Genomic DNA, 15,292 nt, shown 5'->3' with positions numbered 1-15,292 from the left:
TGCCCGAAGTCAACCTTGTGGAGATTTCCATGACCCTTCGTTTCGGCATCCTCGTATTCCCCAATGTCCAACAGCTCGATCTCACCGGTCCCTACGAAGTTCTGGCGTCGGCAAAGGGCGCCGAGGTGGATTTGATCTGGAAGGATCGCAATCCGGTGACGTCCTCGACGCGTCTTTCCCTCACGCCGACGGCGACCTTCGACGACTGCCCGCCCCTCGACGTGCTGTGCATTCCAGGCGGAGGCGGCGTCAACGCGCTGCTCGAGGACCGTGCGGTTCTCGATTTCGTCTGGGAGCGCGCGGCGCAGGCGCGCTGTGTCACCTCGGTGTGCAGCGGCGCCCTGGTGCTCGGCGCGGCCGGGCTGCTCAAGGGCAAGCGGGCGACGACACATTGGTATGCGCATGACTTCCTTGAAGAGTTCGGGGCAATTCCGGTCGATGAGCGAATCGTGGAGGACGGCAAGCTGATCACCGCCGGCGGCGTCACCTCCGGGATCGATTTCGGCCTGGCGCTGGTCGCGAGGCTGCTCGGCCAGTCCGAAGCGGAAGTCGTGCAGCTCTCGCTCGAATATGCGCCGGCGCCTCCCTTCCGCTCCGGCACGCCAGCGGAGGCTTCGCCTGCTATCCTGGCGGAGGCAAAGGAGCGGCTCTCGGCTTCGAGGCGGGTTCGCGAGGAAATGTTCGCTCGCTGGCGCAAGGCACGCGCGGCCGCCACGCCGGCGTTCATCCGCGCCTGAAACGACAGGGCCGAATTGCGTTTATCCGCGCCGTTCGGCCCTGTCTCGATTTCGGCGGTTGACTCCCCATTCGGTCTATGCAGAAATTGGTTGGACCATTGAACCACTTTAGGCATCGGCCGGCGTGACAGACAGCCTCCCGCCCATCCAGACGACGGCTCGCGATGACGCGGTGCTGAAGGCGTTGGCCGGCTTCGTCAGGCAGGAGTCGCTGGGACCTGGCGAAAAACTGCCAACCGAGCGAATACTGGCCGAACGTCTCAAGGTCAGTCGCAACACCGTGCGCGAGGCGTTGACGCGGTGGGAAGGGCTGGGCCTCGTCGAGCGGCGCCAGGGCAGCGGCACCTATCTCAAGGCGGCGGTCTCGCCGGACATGCTGCACATGCCGCTGACATTGGCCGGCGGCAATGATTTCGCCGGGCTGATGCGCACGTTGGAGATCCGCCGCGCGCTCGAGGCCGAGGCGGCAGCACTTTGCGCCGTCCGCGCCGGCAAGGCCGAGATCGCCGAGATCGAGCGCAAGCTCGACATCATGGAAGAAGCCTTCCACACCCGCGCCGGCATGTCGTCGGAGGAGGACTGGGAGTTCCACCAGTCGGTCTACCGCGCTTCCGGCAATCCGCTCTTCGAGCAGATCATCAGCGCCATGCATGAGCTGTTCCACCGCTTCTGGGAGCATCCGCTCGGCGTGCGCGACTTCGGTCATGCCAGCTTCCCCTACCACCGCACCATCTTCGACTGCATCGCCGCGCACGATCCGGACGGAGCCCGCGCCGAGGCGCTGAAGCTCATCGCCACGGTCGAGGACGATTTGAAGCGCGGTGCCGCCAACCTCAAACTTTCGGACCGCAAATGAACGAGCACCCGACCGCTTTCGACCCAGGCATTTCCGTCAGCGACTATCTCGGCGAGGCGGCGACGCTTCTCGCGCATGACGATCCGTTCCCCGGCGGCGCGGTGGTGCCGCCGATCTACCAGACCTCGCTGTTCACCTTCGACAACTATGCCGACATGGCCGACACCTTCGCCGGGCGCCGCCGCCAGCCGATCTATTCGCGCGGCGACAACCCGACGGTGATGGAGTTCGAGGCGCGCGTCGCGGCTTTGGAAGGCGCCGAAGCAGCTCGCGGCTTCTCCAGCGGCATGGCGGCGATCAGCGCCACGGTGCTCGCCTTCGTCGGCGCCGGCGAGCGCATCGTTGCCGTGCGCAACTGCTATGGCGACGCCTATCGTCTGTTCGAGCGGCTGTTCCCGCGCTTGCAGATCAAGGTCGACTATGTCGACGGCTCGGATCCGGACGCGGTGGCCGCGGCGCTCCCCGGCGCCAAGCTGCTCTACCTCGAAAGCCCGACCTCGATGATGTTCGAGCTGCAGGACATCGCCCATCTGACGCGGCTGGCGAAAGAGCAGGGCATCGTCACCACCATCGACAATTCCTGGGCCACGCCCGTCTTCCAGAAGCCGATCGCGAACGGCGTCGATCTTGTGCTGCATTCGGCCTCGAAATATCTCGGCGGCCACAGCGACACCGTTGCCGGCGTGGTGGCGGGCTCCGCCGCCCACATCAAGCACATCAACGAGCAGACCTATTCCTCGCTCGGCGGCAAGCTGTCGCCCTTCGAAGGCTGGCTGCTGCTGCGCGGCCTGCGCACACTGCCGCTGCGCTTGCCGCATCACATGAAGAGCGGGCTGACGCTTGCCGAGCGGCTCAAGGCGCATGGCAAGGTCGAGCGGGTCAACCACCCCGCCTATTCCAATCACCCCGGGAAAAAAACGCTGGCCGGCTATGCCGGGCTGTTCTCCTTCGAGGTCACGGAGGATGTCGACATTCCGGCTTTCGTCGATGCGCTGAAGCTGTTCCGCATCGGCGTCAGCTGGGGTGGCCATGAAAGCCTGGTCGTGCCGGCAAAGGCCTCGCTCGAGCAGACGCCGGGTCTCAATTCGATGGCGCGCTTCGGCGTCAGCCCCCGAACCATCCGCTTCAATGTCGGGTTGGAAAACGTCGAGGATCTCTGGGCGGACGTCGTCCAGGCCTTCGACAAGTCAAAAAAATAACGGGTGTTCAAAATGGGAGTACCGAACATGAAAAGACTGACAGTCATGCTGGCCGCCGTCGCCGGTCTGGCGATCTGCGCCAACAGCGCGCTGGCCGATACCACCGTCAAGATGGTCGAGGTCATCACCAGCCCGCCGCGCACCGAATTCCTGAAGAAGCAGATCGCCGAGTTCGAGCAGGCCAATCCCGGCATCAAGGTGGAGCTCGTCTCGCTGCCCTGGGGCCAGGCCTTCGAGAAATTCCTCACCATGGTCCAGGCCGGCGACACGCCTGACGTCGTCGAGATGCCGGAGCGCTGGATGGGCCTCTATGCCAATAACGGTCAGCTCGAGGACCTCGGGCCGTACATGGCCAAATGGGACGACGCCAAGACGCTCGGCGATCGCGCCAAGCAGTTCGGCTCGACCGTCAACAACACGCAGTTCATGATCCCTTATGGCTATTATGTGAACGCGCTGTTCTGGAACAAGAAGCTGTTCAAGGAAGCGGGCCTCGATCGTCCGCCGGAAAACCTCGACGAGTTCGTCGAGTTCTCCAAGAAGATCTCGGCCATCCCCGGCAAATATGGCTACTGCCTGCGCGGCGGCCCCGGCGCCTTCAACGGCATGCACATGTTCATGAACATCGCCGACGGCCGGGGCGGCTATTTCACCGAGGACGGCACCTCGACCATCAATGACGAGGGCTCGGTCAAGGGCCTGCAGATGCTGGCCGACATGTACAAGAACGGCCTGGCGCCGAAGGACTCCGTGAGCTGGGGCTTCAATGAGACGGTGACCGGCTTCTATTCCGGCACCTGCGCCATGCTCAACCAGGATCCGGACGCGCTGCTCGGCATCGCCGACAAGATGAGCGCCGACGATTTCGCCGTGGCGCCGTTGCCTGTCGGACCGAGCGGCAAGTCCTATCCGACGCTCGGCTATGCCGGCTGGGCAATGTTCGCCAATTCCCAGCACAAGGAAGAGACCTGGAAGCTGATGGCGACGCTGCTGTCGCCCAAGGACAATCTGGAATGGGCGAAGGAAGTCGGTGTCGTCCCGATCCACAACGGCGCCGACCAGGACGCCCATTTCAAGACCGAGCAGTTCAAGGGCTGGTTCACCGAACTCAGCGACAGCTCCAAATATGAAATGGTGACGCCGCCGACGCATCTCGAGAACCTCGGCAATTTCGTCGACCAGGTGGCGATCAAGAACTTCCAGGAAGTGCTGCTCGGCCAGAAGCCGGCCAAAGACGTGGCCGACGAATGGGCCAAGTTCCTGACCAAGGAGCAGCAGGACTGGATGGCCAAGAACAAGAAGTAGGCACTCTTCTTCCTTCTCCCGTTTCACGGGGAGAAGGTGGCCCGAAGGGCCGGATGAGGGGCAGCGCCAAGTTCCGAGAAGCTGGCGCCGCCCTTCAGCTGCCTGCCCGTCCTCCGCAGCAGCTGTGCTGCTGCTACGGAGGGTGAACCGGCATCTGCTCCCCGCATGCGGGGAGCAGGACCGTGTCGCTGTCGTCGGCCCCAACTCCCAACGCGAGCACCGTATGACCTACGCAGTGTCCGAAATCCGATCCGCCGGCCGGCCGCGCAAGAAGCGGCTGACCAAGGCCGCGATCGAGCCATGGCTCTATCTTTCGCCGGCTATCGTCCTGCTGGTCGTAGTGCTCTTGGTGCCGCTGATCATCGGCATCAGCTATTCCTTCCGCAAATTCTCGGCCTTCAAGTCGGAATATGTCGGGCTCGGCCAGTACCAGGCGATGCTCTCCGACGCCGTGCTAGGCCAGGCGCTGATCAACACGCTGTGGTGGACGGTGGCCAGCCTGTTCTTTCAGTTCTTCCTTGGGCTTGGCCTGGCCCTGCTTCTCGACAAGCCGTTCTACGGCCGCAGGATAGTGCAGGCGGTGGTGTTCCTGCCCTGGGCGGTGCCGTCTTTTCTCTCGGGCCTCACCTGGGCCTGGCTGTTCAACCCGATCATCGGTCCGCTGCCGCATTGGCTCTTCGCGCTCGGCCTGAAGGCCGAGCCGACCAATGTGCTCTCCGACCCGGCCACCGCCATGTGGGGGCCGATCGTCGCCAACATCTGGTTCGGCATCCCTTTCTTCGCCATCACGCTGCTCGCCGCGCTGAAATCGATCCCGTCCGAATTGCACGAGGCGGCGGCGATCGACGGCGCCTCACCCTGGCAGCGCTTCACCAAGGTGACGCTGCCGTTCCTGGCGCCGACCATCGTGATTACCGTCATGCTGCGCACGATCTGGATCGCCACCTTCGCCGACCTGATCTTCGTCATGACCGAGGGCGGACCGGCGGGCTCGACCAGCACGGTGCCGGTCTACATCTATGTCAGCGCCTTCAAGTCGCTCGATAAAGGCTACGCCTCGGCGGTCGCCGTGCTGCTGCTCGTGCTGCTGATTGCCTACGCAATAGGGTTGATCGCCATCCGCCGCACGCTCGTGAGGCATGTCTGATGATCGCCGGACGCTCCACCTCCTCGCGCATCGCCGGCGGCATCGGCCTCTATCTGGCCATCGCGGCATTTGTGATCTTCGCGCTGTTCCCGATCTTCTGGACGCTGAAGATCTCGGTGACGCCAGAGCGGCTGCTCTACTCGGAAGGCATCACCTTCTGGCCGTCGCAAATGACGCTCAAGAACTTTGCCACCGTGCTCGAGGCTTCCGACTTCCCGCGCTATTTCCTCAACAGCGTCATCGTCTCGGTGTCGACCGCGGCGTTTGTCACGGTCATCGCCACGCTAGCCGGCTACGCCATGTCGCGCTTCACTTTTCGGGGCAAGGCGACGCTCGCGATCCTGTTGCTGCTCACCCAGACCTTCCCGCTGGTCATGGTCATCCCGCCGATCTACCGCATCATGGGCGACCTCGGCCTCACCAACAGCCTGATCGGGCTGATCATCATCTACACCGCCTTCAACACCGCCTTCGCCACCTTCCTCATGCAGTCCTTTTTCGATGGCATCCCGAAGGACCTGGAGGAAGCGGCGATGATCGACGGCTGCACGCGCGCGCAAGCCATGCGCCGGGTGATCGTGCCGCTCACCTTGCCGGGCATGGGCGCCACGCTCGGCTTCGTCTTCACCGCCGCCTGGAGTGAATTGTTGTTCGCGCTGATGCTGATCTCCAGCGACGAGCAGAAGACTTTTGCGGTCGGCCTGCTCACCTTCATCGGCAAGTTCGCGGTCGACTGGGGGCAGATGATGGCCGCCTCCATCTTGGCGCTGATCCCGGTCTGCATCTTCTTCGCCTTCCTGCAACGCTATCTCGTCACCGGCCTCACCGCCGGCGCGGTCAAAGGATAATCGATGGCCTCCGTCACGCTGCAACATGTCGAGAAGGATTACGGCGCGCTGCGCATCCTGCATGGCGTCGATCTCGAGATCGCCGATGGCGAGTTCGTCGTGCTGGTCGGCCCGTCCGGCTGTGGCAAGTCCACGCTGCTGCGCATGATTGCCGGCCTCGAGGAGGTCACCGGCGGCGAGATCCGCATCGGCGAGCGGCTGGTCAACGACGTGGCGCCGAAGGACCGCGACATCGCCATGGTGTTCCAGTCCTACGCGCTCTACCCGCATATGGACGTCTCCTCCAACATGGGCTTCAGCCTGATGTTGAAGAAGGCCGAGAAGACGACGATCGACGGCAGGGTCGGCGCCGCCGCCAAGCGGCTTGGGCTGGAGACTTTCCTCGGCCGCCTGCCGCGCCAGCTCTCCGGCGGCCAGCGCCAGCGCGTCGCCATGGGCCGCGCCATCGTGCGCGACCCGAAAGTCTTCCTGTTCGACGAGCCGCTGTCGAACCTCGACGCCAAGCTGCGCGTCCACATGCGCGCCGAGATCAAGGCGCTGCATCAGCAGCTCAAGACCACCTCGGTCTATGTCACGCATGACCAGGTCGAGGCCATGACCATGGCCGACCGCATCGTCGTCATGCATGACGGCTACGTGCAGCAGGTCGGGCATCCGCTGGAGCTTTACGACCGGCCGGCCAACACCTTCGTTGCCGGCTTCATCGGCTCGCCCGGCATGAACTTCTTGCCGGCAAAAGTCGCCAAGGGCGGCAAGGTGGATGCCGTGCTGGCCGATGGCCAGAAGCTTAGATTGCCCGATGGCCTGCCGCTGAAGGACGGCGATGCGCTCACCGTCGGGCTGCGGCCAGAGCATATCCGCTTGGCCGATGACGGTGCGCTCAAGGCCGAGGTCGAAGTGGTCGAGCCGCTGGGTCTGTCGACGCAGTTCTACGTCAGGCTGGCCAACCAGCAGGTTTGCGTCTTCGTCATGGGCCGCAGCAATGTCAGGCCAGGCGACACGGTCCGGCTGTCAGCCGACCCGGCGGCGCTGCATCTGTTCGATCCGGCGAACGGAAACCGGATCGGGTAAGTCCGCGGATCAACGCCAGCGGAAGGCATCCAGAGTGTAGTCGGGCCACGCGCCGAACTCTTGGAAAAGCCCGGTCAGGTCGCCGGCATCGGCCAATATCCCCGACTTGACCAGCGCGGTCGCCACGCCGGCAGCGCGGCCTCCCGCGATATCGTGCTCGACGCTGTCGCCGACGCAGATCACGTTGCCGCGCGCCGGATTTCCCGCAAGCGCCAGCGCCGCCTCATAGATCGCCGGATCGGGCTTGCCGATACGGGTGACGCTGCCGCCAAGTCTCTCGTAGAGATCGGCAATTTCGCCGGCGCCGAAGCGCGGCCCAACCGCGGTCAGCATGATCCGGTCGGGGTTGGTGCAAAAGCATGGCACCCGTCGCGCCGCGATCGGGCCCAGCAGCGTGCTGTAATAATCGAAATCGTAGCGGTCGCCCTCGCTGGCGGCGAGCAGCACCAGCTCTGCGTCGTCGCCGCGTTCGGTCAGGGTCAAGGGCAAGCCATCGATCGCCGAACGGTCGCCGTCGCGGCTGATCAGCAGGCATTTTGTTCCCGCCCGCAGCGCGCCCGAGCCCACCATGTCCTTGAAAATGCGCCAGGCGACCTCGCCGGACGAGACGAAATGGTCCCAGCTTCCCGGCTCGAAACCGAGCTTCAGCAGCCGCCGTTCGTTGGGCTCCGCCCGCCTGCCGGAATTGGAGACCAGCACCACCGTCTTGCCGGCGCGCTTCAGTGCCGACACGGCTTCGACCGCCCCCGGATAAGCCCGCTGCCCGTCATGCAGCACGCCGAATTGGTCGAGCAGGAACACGTCGTAGCGTTCGGCGAGCGCTCCGATCCCATCGAGATGCCTGGCTTGCGTCGTGCTCACAGCAGCCCGGCCTCCGTTGCGCCCATCAGCGCCAGCCTCGCCGTACCGGCGGCCGCCTCGTCGGAGAGCGCCGGTAGGAAAGCCACACCAAGTTTGCGCCGCCGGATCTCGGTCCAGACGGCATTGGCGGCGCCGCCGCCGACGCTGCGTACCGATGTCAGCCGGGGCGTGCCGAGCTCGGCAAGCCTCTGGTAACCGAGCGCCTCGATGGCCGCGATGCCTTCAAGCATAGCCTTCAGGTAATCAGCATCGGATTCCGGCCTGGGCAGAAGGCGCGGCTTGAGCGTCGGATCGGCAATGGGGAAACGTTCGCCGGCCGAGGCGAGCGGATAATAGTCGAGGCCGGTCTCCGTCGCGGCGTCGATCGCGGCGCTGAGCTCGATGATGCGCGCGAGCGAAAAATGCTGGGCAAGCACCTTGCCACCGGTGTTCGAAGCGCCGCCGGCCAGCCAGGCGTCGCCGAGCCGGTGGCTGTAGATCCCATAGCGCGGCGCGAAGATCGGCCGGTCGGACAGGATCTTGATGGTCAGTGACGATCCAAGCGCAGTGACGCCCTCGCCGGTGTCCGCCGCGCCCGTCGCCAGGAACGATGCGCAGCCATCCGTCGTGCCGGCAACCACCGCCACCTCGCGCTGCAGCCCGAACAGATCGGCTGCGGCGGCCGTGAGCCTGCCGGTCACGCTACCCGGCCTGGCGACGGCGGGTAGCAGCTCAACGCGCATGCCGAGCTCTGCGATCCAGTCCGGCCAGCTGCGCTTCTCGGCATCATAGCCGGTCTTCAGGCTGTTGTTTTCGTCGCTGACGTCGAAGCGGCCCGAGAATTGCCCGGCGATCCAGTCGGCCTGGTGCAGCACCGCATAGATGCCGGGCAGGCGCTGGAACCAGAGCGCCTTGGCAAGCCCGGATGTCGCCCCATGCGCGGCGCTCGTTTGCGGCGCCGTGCGGGAGATCGCGGCAAGGATGGCGTTGTCCGAAACCTTGTCGTTGTACATCAGCGGCTCGGCCAGCGGTCGTCCGGCGCCGTCGACCGGCAGCAAGGTGCCCGACGTGCCGTCGACCGCGATCGCGCGCACCGCTTTGCGATCGATGTGCGAGAAGAGCTCCTTCAGCGTCGCCTCGACCGCCGCCCACCAGACGGAGGGATCGCGGCCGTTCGCGCCAAAGCGCTCGAGCGGCACGGCGGCGCGCGCGGCGATGGAAAAATCCGGGTGCATGGCGACGGCGCGCGACCCGGAGGTGCCGATGTCGATGCCTATTGCAAGCGGCGCCATTCGACTAGCCCGCGGTGTTGAGTTTCTGGCGATACTGCTCGGCATCCCAGTTGACCAGCTCGTCATTGTCGGCGGCGGTGAGATAGTTCAGCCGGGTCGTGGTGTCGATCCGGGCGGTGACATCGGCAAGGCAGCGCTGCATGGCGTCCGCGCCGGAGCTGGCATCGCGGCGCATCAACACGCCGGCGCCGGCAAAGAGGATCGCGGCCGGGTTCGTGCCCAGCCGTGCAATGACGTCGGCGACCTGCTCGCCGGGCCTTGCCACCACCGAACCCTGGCCGAGGAAGATGACATGGTCGGGATAGAGGCTGCCGGCTTCGGCCATGCGGCGGCTGTCCGCATCGAGCGCCACGGCATGCGCCTCGACATCCGCCGGCAGTCTGTAGCCGCTGTCGCCGGCAAGCGCCGTCAGCGCGGCGGTATCGGCGTTCGCCACCGCGCGCGCCGGGCGCGCGAGCCGCGATCTGACCCGATGCAGCAGGCGCTCCGCCCCGGCCACGGTCTCGGTCGCGACGACCAGCCCGTGATTGCCGAGAATCAGCACGTCGACCCCGGGCCGAAGCTGCTCGGCAATGGCGTGGGCAAGCGGCAGGCCCGGACGGCGATAGGGAACATAGGCCCATTCGATGCCCTCGAGACGCCGCGCGGCCTCGCTTTCACAATCGGCCTGGACCGCAAGCGAGATCGTGTCGACGCAGTGGACATGCAGCACGACCCGCTGCGGCATCAGCGCGTGCACGGTGGTCTCGATCGACGGACGCAAGCCGCGTGGATTGAGGGCGCCGATCGCAAAAGCCTGCGGCTTGTCGGCGGCCGGATCGCGCCGTTCGACGGCCTCGATGAGGGGGCCCATCGCCACCGGCACCATGATGTCGTCGGACAGCGCGTCCTTCAGCCAGGTGCCGGAGGCCTTGATCCACAGCGTGTCGCCGGCCTTCAGCGAAGTGTTGCCGCCGGCCGCCTGCGTCAGATGCGGGTTGCTGCCGATCCTGGCCGAAAGCGCCCGCAGGGCGACCAGTTCCTGCGCGTCAGCTTCGGTCGCCATGGCGCTTGTCCTCCAACGGCTTGGCCTTGTTCTTGCACGATCTCCCGTCGCCGGGAGCGATGGCGCTGGTATCGCAGATGCGAGCGATCTCCGTCAACTGTGATCTAGTATCGTCAAAACTGACTTGCAATCTGGCTAATGTTGAGTAAGTTGCACCATTGCCGTGAAAATGGCACTTCGGGAGGAAAAGGGTTGAGCGAACCCGGCCGCCAGCGTCAGATCGTCGAGCTCTTGCGGGACCGCCCCTTTGCATCGGTGCGCGAGCTGCAGGAGCGGCTTGGCGTTTCGGCCGCGACGGTCAGGCGCGACATCGACAAGATCGACGAGGCCGGTGAGGCGCGGAAGGTCTATGGCGGTATCTCTGCTCTCGATGGCGCTGCCCATGCCGGGGTCGCCTATGCCAGGCCCTATGACGAGAACCGCGATCTGGCGGTGGACGCCAAGCGGCAGATCGCCGCCGCCGCCGCCACCATGGTGCGCGACGGCGACGCCGTCATCGTCCATGGCGGCTCGACCTGCTTCCATCTCGGCGTCAAGCTTGCCGACCGCAACATCCGCCTCTTTACCAATTCCATGCCGCTTGCTGCCTATCTCAGCGACCACGGCCATTGCAGCCTGACCATCGCCGGTGGCGATCTGCACCGCGAGCCAGGCATCATCCACTCGCTCACCCAGGCCGTGCCTTTCTACGCATCGAAATTTTTTCTCGGCGCACAGGGCCTCGGCCATGAAGGCGTGCTGGAATCGCATCCGCTGCTGGTACGTTCGATCGTCGATCTCAGCCTTTGCGCCGACCAGATCGTGGTGCTGGCCGACAGCCGCAAGCTGTCGATCCACGCCCGCAACGTCGCGCTGCCGCTGTCGCGCATCGGCACGCTGGTGACCGATGACGGCCTCTCCGATGCCGATGCGCGCATGCTGGAAGATGCCGGCGTCACCGTGCGCATCGCCCCGTCCGCGGGAGCCGTACAGTGAAGATGGCGGTGCTCGATTTCGGCAAGACCAATTCGAAGCTGTTCGTCTTCGGCCAGGACGGGCGCATCGTCGATGAGCGGCGCACCAAACCCGACTGGATACGCAAGGGCGGCCTCAGTGTGCTCGACGAGGCGGCGCTGCATGACTGGGCGCTCGATGCCGTCAACCAGGCCGCCGACGGTCATGGCATCGAAGGCCTGATGGTGTCGGGCCATGGCTGCACCTTTGCGTTGGTCGACGAAACGGCGCTGACGCATCCGATCCTCGACTACGAGCAGGAGCCGCCCGCCGAAATCGCCGCGCGGATCGATCGCCGCATTCCCGATTTTGCCGAGACCTTCTCGCCGCGCCTGCCACTCGGCTTCAATTACGGCCGCCACATGCTGTGGCTGCAGGAAGTGGAACCCGGCGCCTTCGCCGCGGCGAAGGCGATCCTCGGCTACCCGCAATATTGGAGCTGGCGCTTCGGCGGTCGCGCCGTTTCGGAAGTGTCCTATCTCGGCTGCCATTCGCATCTGTGGGCGCCGCGAAAGCGCGACTTCTCCTCGCTGGTCGATGCCGAAGGCTGGCGCGGCAAGATGCCCGCCTTCGCGCGGGCCGGCGCCGTCACCGGCGAGCGGCGGCTTGGCCAGGCCGGCAGACCGGTCGCCATTCACAACGGCGTCCATGACAGCAACGCCGCGCTCCATGCGTATCGGCGGCAGGAACTCGGGCCGCTCACCGTGGTGTCGACGGGCACCTGGGTAATCGTGCTCAATCCGGACTGCCCGCTCGACGCGCTCGACCGCGACCGGGACATGCTGGTCAATGTCGATGTCGATGGCGGTCCGGCTCCCACCATCCGTTTCATGGGCGGGCGCGAATTCGCCGTGATCAGCGGCAACTGGCAGGGCGCGATCGCGCCGGCCTCGATACAGCGCGCGATCGACGCCGGCGTCATGGCGCTGCCGAGCTTTGCGCCTGGCGGGCCGATGCCCAGCCGGACAGGTGAAATTGTTGGGCGTGTCTCCGATGCCGAGGAACGCGCGGCCGTGGCGCTGCTTTATGTGGCGCTGATGATCGATCTGTCGCTCGACCTGATCCGTTCGCGAGACGCCGTCATCGTCGATGGCGGCCTGAACGCGGGCGGCCTTCTCGCCGGGCTGTTGGCCGCGCTGCGTCCCGGCCAGTCCTTCCTGCAGGGCGCCACGCTGGAAGGCAGCGCCACGGGCGCGGCCGCTCTCGCTTTCGAGAGCGTCGGCCGCGAGTTTGCCGCCGACATGCCCGAGCCGGTGCGTGTCGCAGGCTTCAAAGGCCTTGCCGGCTATCGCGACGACTGGCGCGGTCTCATTGCCGAACGCGGCATCGCCGCTCCGGCGGGAGGCGCGCCATGACCGCCGTCGCCCGCGTCGAGGCAACGCAGCGGCCGGTCTTGGAGATGCGTCACATCTCCAAGACCTTCGGTCCCATCCGCGCCCTGCAGGATGTGTCGCTGACCGTCAGCGCCGGCGAGCTGCACGCATTGATGGGCGAGAACGGCGCCGGCAAGTCGACGCTGATGAAGGTGCTGTCGGGCGCCTATCGGCCTGATGCCGGCGGCGAGATCCTGATCGATGGCGCGCCCGTCGCCACCGGCGATCCGATCAAGGCCCGCGCCCATGGCATCGCCGTCATCTACCAGGAGCTGTCGCTGGCGCCGAACCTCACGGTGGCGCAGAACATCTTCCTCGGCAACGAGCCGCGCAGGTTCGGCATCGTCGACCGCGACCAATGCAACCGGCGCGCCAAGGAAATCGTCGAACGGCTCGGCGTCTCCTTCTCGGCACGCGCCTTGGTCTCCAGCCTGTCGCTCGGCGAGCGCCAGCTGGTCGAGATCGCCCGCGCGCTGTCGACCAGCGCCCGCATCATCGTCATGGACGAGCCGACCACCTCGCTGACTTCGCGCGAGACCGACAGGCTGTTCGAGGTGATCGCGACGCTGAAGGCGCAAGGCATCGCCATCATCTACATCAGCCATCGCATGGAAGAGGTCTACCAGCTCGCCGACCGCGTCAGCGTGCTGCGCGACAGCGGCTATGTCGGCACGCTGGAGCGCCCCGATCTCAACGCCTCGCGCCTCGTCTCGATGATGGTCGGCCGCGACCTTTCGGCCTTCTACAAGAAGGATCACCGGCCGCCGGACAGCAAGCGCAAAGTGGCGCTGTCGGTGCGCGGCATGTCGGACGGCAGGCTGCTGAAGAATTGTTCCTTCGACCTTTACCACGGCGAGGTGCTGGCGTTGGCGGGGCTGGTCGGCTCCGGCCGCACCGAGCTCGCCAGGCTGATCTTCGGCGCCGACCGGCGCAGCGCAGGTGAGCTGGAGCTCGACGGCAAGCCGCTCGCCATCGCCTCGCCGCGCGAGGCGCTCGATGCCGGCATCGCCTATCTCACCGAGGACCGCAAGGAGCTCGGCCTGTTCCTCGACATGTCGATTTCCGACAACATCAATATGGGCGTCCTTGCCAAGGATGCGCGCCCCGGCGGTTTTCGCGATTTCGCCGCCGCCGACCGGCGTTCCGCCAAGGCAATCGCCGACCTCTCGATCCGCACCGGGTCGGCGCGGGCCAATGCCGGGTCGCTGTCGGGCGGCAACCAGCAGAAGGTTCTGCTCGCCCGCCTGCTGGAAACCGAGCCGAGGGTCGTCGTGCTCGACGAGCCGACGCGCGGCGTCGACGTCGGCGCCAAGTCGGAAATCTACCGGCTGATCGACAGTCTCGCCAACAAGGGCATCGCCATCCTGATGATCTCCAGCGAACTGCCGGAAGTGATCGGAGTCGCCGACCGGGTGCTGGTGATGCGCGACGGCGCCATCGCCGGCGAGGTGACGGCGTCCGCAGGCGAGCCGCTTCACCAGGAAGCGATCATGGAACTTGCGACGGGAGCGGTTGAGCGATGACCGACAGGACAACCGTGACGACGACAGCGGACCAGGCGGCGGTCAGGAGCCGGCGGCTGCGCACGGCCTTCGCCGCACTCGGCATGCTGCCCGTCCTGGTGCTGCTTGCAGCCGCCTTCCAGTTCATCAATCCGCGCTTCCTCACCGGCACCAACCTGCTCATCGTCACGCAGCAATCGTCGATCAACATCGTGCTCGCCGCCGGCATGACCTTCGTCATCCTCACTGGCGGCATCGACCTCTCCGTGGGCTCGGTTCTCGCCGCCTCGGCGATGGTGGCCGTGCTGGTGTCGCTGGTGCCGGACTGGGGCATGCTCGGCATTCCCGCCGCCATTCTGATCGGCCTCGGCTTCGGCGTCGTAAACGGCCTGCTCGTCGCCTATATCAGGCTGCCGCCCTTCATCGTCACGCTGGGCTCGTTGACCGCGGTGCGCGGCGTCGCCCGCCTGCTCGGCGAGGACACGACGGTATTCAATTCCGACCTGCCCTTCGACTTCATCGGCAACGGCTCGCTGTTCGGCGTTCCGTGGCTGGTCATCATCGCGCTGACGGTGGTTGTGCTGTCCTGGCTGGTGCTCAAGCGCACCGTGCTCGGCACCTGGATCTATGCGGTGGGCGGCAATGCCGAGGCGGCGCGGCTGACCGGCATCAAGGTGCCGCTGGTGCTGCTCTTCGTCTATGGCGTCTCCGGTCTGCTCGCCGGCCTCGGCGGCGTCATGTCGGCGGCGAGGCTCTACGCCGCCAACGGCCTGCAGCTCGGCCAGTCCTACGAGCTCGATGCCATCGCCGCCGTCATTCTCGGCGGCACCAGCTTCGTCGGCGGCGTCGGCTCGATCTGGGGCACGCTGATCGGGGGGCTGATCATCGCCGTGCTCTCCAACGGGCTCATTTTGGCCGGTGTCTCGGACATTTGGCAGTACATCATCAAGGGATTGGTCATCATCGTGGCGGTCGCCCTCGACCGTTACCGGCTCCAGGCCGGAGCAAGAACGTGATTGACCTCGGTCGCCGGCCCAAACGAGCCGGATTGTGTGTAACGCACCGTGAGAGGCGCGGGGCAATC

General features: G+C 65.8%; 14 protein-coding genes. 11 read left to right on the top strand and 3 right to left on the bottom strand.

What is annotated here, in order from left to right; all coding sequences use genetic code 11:
* Positions 1-29: 29 nt before the first annotated feature.
* The 7 genes from EJ071_RS01965 to ugpC all read left to right on the top strand — a co-directional run bounded on the left by EJ071_RS01965 (position 30) and on the right by ugpC (position 7,163).
* Complete coding sequence (locus EJ071_RS01965) at positions 30-737, top strand: DJ-1/PfpI family protein (protein ID WP_126096572.1); 708 nt, start codon at positions 30-32, stop codon at positions 735-737.
* Positions 738-861: 124 nt separating this feature from the next.
* Positions 862-1,593 (top strand): FadR/GntR family transcriptional regulator, encoded by a 732-nt coding sequence (locus tag EJ071_RS01960; RefSeq protein ID WP_126096571.1) that lies wholly within the window; start codon positions 862-864, stop codon positions 1,591-1,593.
* Positions 1,590-2,792, top strand: a complete 1,203-nt coding sequence (locus EJ071_RS01955) for a PLP-dependent transferase (protein ID WP_126096570.1) — start codon at positions 1,590-1,592, stop codon at positions 2,790-2,792. The genes EJ071_RS01960 and EJ071_RS01955 overlap by 4 nt, the downstream gene beginning before the upstream one ends.
* A 27-nt stretch (positions 2,793-2,819) precedes the next feature.
* Positions 2,820-4,097 carry a sugar ABC transporter substrate-binding protein gene (locus tag EJ071_RS01950; protein WP_126096569.1) on the top strand — a complete coding sequence of 426 codons (1,278 nt, stop codon included), beginning with the start codon at positions 2,820-2,822 and terminating at the stop codon, positions 4,095-4,097.
* A gap of 223 nt (positions 4,098-4,320) precedes the next feature.
* Positions 4,321-5,244 carry a sugar ABC transporter permease gene (locus EJ071_RS01945; protein WP_126096568.1) on the top strand — a complete coding sequence of 308 codons (924 nt, stop codon included), beginning with the start codon at positions 4,321-4,323 and terminating at the stop codon, positions 5,242-5,244.
* Positions 5,244-6,092, top strand: a complete 849-nt coding sequence (locus EJ071_RS01940; RefSeq protein ID WP_126096567.1) for a carbohydrate ABC transporter permease — start codon at positions 5,244-5,246, stop codon at positions 6,090-6,092. The genes EJ071_RS01945 and EJ071_RS01940 overlap by 1 nt, the downstream gene beginning before the upstream one ends.
* Before the next feature lie 3 nt (positions 6,093-6,095).
* Positions 6,096-7,163 carry a sn-glycerol-3-phosphate ABC transporter ATP-binding protein UgpC gene (ugpC, locus tag EJ071_RS01935; protein ID WP_126096566.1) on the top strand — a complete coding sequence of 356 codons (1,068 nt, stop codon included), beginning with the start codon at positions 6,096-6,098 and terminating at the stop codon, positions 7,161-7,163.
* 9 nt (positions 7,164-7,172) lie between these two features.
* Here ugpC and EJ071_RS01930 read toward each other — a convergent pair whose 3' ends face one another.
* From EJ071_RS01930 to EJ071_RS01920, 3 genes are read right to left on the bottom strand one after another with little or no spacing between them, the layout of a single operon-like run.
* A complete protein-coding gene (locus EJ071_RS01930; RefSeq protein WP_126096565.1) occupies positions 7,173-8,024 on the bottom strand; it encodes a TIGR01459 family HAD-type hydrolase in 852 nt (283 codons plus the stop codon).
* Complete coding sequence (locus tag EJ071_RS01925) at positions 8,021-9,295, bottom strand: FGGY-family carbohydrate kinase (protein ID WP_126096564.1); 1,275 nt, start codon at positions 9,293-9,295, stop codon at positions 8,021-8,023. Before EJ071_RS01925 ends, EJ071_RS01930 begins: the two co-directional genes overlap by 4 nt.
* A 4-nt stretch (positions 9,296-9,299) precedes the next feature.
* Positions 9,300-10,340 carry a class II aldolase/adducin family protein gene (locus EJ071_RS01920; RefSeq protein WP_126096563.1) on the bottom strand — a complete coding sequence of 347 codons (1,041 nt, stop codon included), beginning with the start codon at positions 10,338-10,340 and terminating at the stop codon, positions 9,300-9,302.
* Between the two features lie 192 nt (positions 10,341-10,532).
* Here EJ071_RS01920 and EJ071_RS01915 point away from each other — a divergent pair, with 192 nt between their 5' ends.
* The 4 genes from EJ071_RS01915 to EJ071_RS01900 are packed head-to-tail and all read left to right on the top strand — an operon-like array spanning position 10,533 to position 15,224.
* Positions 10,533-11,315 carry a DeoR/GlpR family DNA-binding transcription regulator gene (locus EJ071_RS01915; RefSeq protein WP_126096562.1) on the top strand — a complete coding sequence of 261 codons (783 nt, stop codon included), beginning with the start codon at positions 10,533-10,535 and terminating at the stop codon, positions 11,313-11,315.
* Positions 11,312-12,688 carry a carbohydrate kinase gene (locus EJ071_RS01910; RefSeq protein ID WP_126096561.1) on the top strand — a complete coding sequence of 459 codons (1,377 nt, stop codon included), beginning with the start codon at positions 11,312-11,314 and terminating at the stop codon, positions 12,686-12,688. The genes EJ071_RS01915 and EJ071_RS01910 overlap by 4 nt, the downstream gene beginning before the upstream one ends.
* Entirely contained in the window at positions 12,685-14,229 is a 1,545-nt protein-coding gene (locus EJ071_RS01905) for a sugar ABC transporter ATP-binding protein (protein WP_126096560.1), read from the top strand. The genes EJ071_RS01910 and EJ071_RS01905 overlap by 4 nt, the downstream gene beginning before the upstream one ends.
* A complete protein-coding gene (locus EJ071_RS01900; protein WP_126096559.1) occupies positions 14,226-15,224 on the top strand; it encodes a ribose ABC transporter permease in 999 nt (332 codons plus the stop codon). Before EJ071_RS01905 ends, EJ071_RS01900 begins: the two co-directional genes overlap by 4 nt.
* Positions 15,225-15,292: the final 68 nt, after the last annotated feature.

This window comes from Mesorhizobium sp. M1B.F.Ca.ET.045.04.1.1 (assembly GCF_003952465.1).
Taxonomy (GTDB): Bacteria; Pseudomonadota; Alphaproteobacteria; order Rhizobiales; family Rhizobiaceae; genus Mesorhizobium; species Mesorhizobium shonense.
This window is presented reverse-complemented; position numbering and strand designations above follow the sequence as displayed.

Bases quoted from the DNA above. Each gene is read 5' to 3' on its own strand.
- EJ071_RS01965 (WP_126096572.1), top strand. From the start codon at position 30: ATGACCCTTCGTTTCGGCATCCTCGTATTCCCCAATGTCCAACAGCTC.
- EJ071_RS01955 (WP_126096570.1), top strand. From the start codon at position 1,590: ATGAACGAGCACCCGACCGCTTTCGACCCAGGCATTTCCGTCAGCGAC.
- EJ071_RS01950 (WP_126096569.1), top strand. From the start codon at position 2,820: ATGAAAAGACTGACAGTCATGCTGGCCGCCGTCGCCGGTCTGGCGATC.
- EJ071_RS01945 (WP_126096568.1), top strand. From the start codon at position 4,321: ATGACCTACGCAGTGTCCGAAATCCGATCCGCCGGCCGGCCGCGCAAG.
- EJ071_RS01940 (WP_126096567.1), top strand. From the start codon at position 5,244: ATGATCGCCGGACGCTCCACCTCCTCGCGCATCGCCGGCGGCATCGGC.
- ugpC (WP_126096566.1), top strand. From the start codon at position 6,096: ATGGCCTCCGTCACGCTGCAACATGTCGAGAAGGATTACGGCGCGCTG.
- EJ071_RS01925 (WP_126096564.1), bottom strand. From the start codon at position 9,295: ATGGCGCCGCTTGCAATAGGCATCGACATCGGCACCTCCGGGTCGCGC.
- EJ071_RS01920 (WP_126096563.1), bottom strand. From the start codon at position 10,340: ATGGCGACCGAAGCTGACGCGCAGGAACTGGTCGCCCTGCGGGCGCTT.
- EJ071_RS01905 (WP_126096560.1), top strand. From the start codon at position 12,685: ATGACCGCCGTCGCCCGCGTCGAGGCAACGCAGCGGCCGGTCTTGGAG.
- EJ071_RS01900 (WP_126096559.1), top strand. From the start codon at position 14,226: ATGACCGACAGGACAACCGTGACGACGACAGCGGACCAGGCGGCGGTC.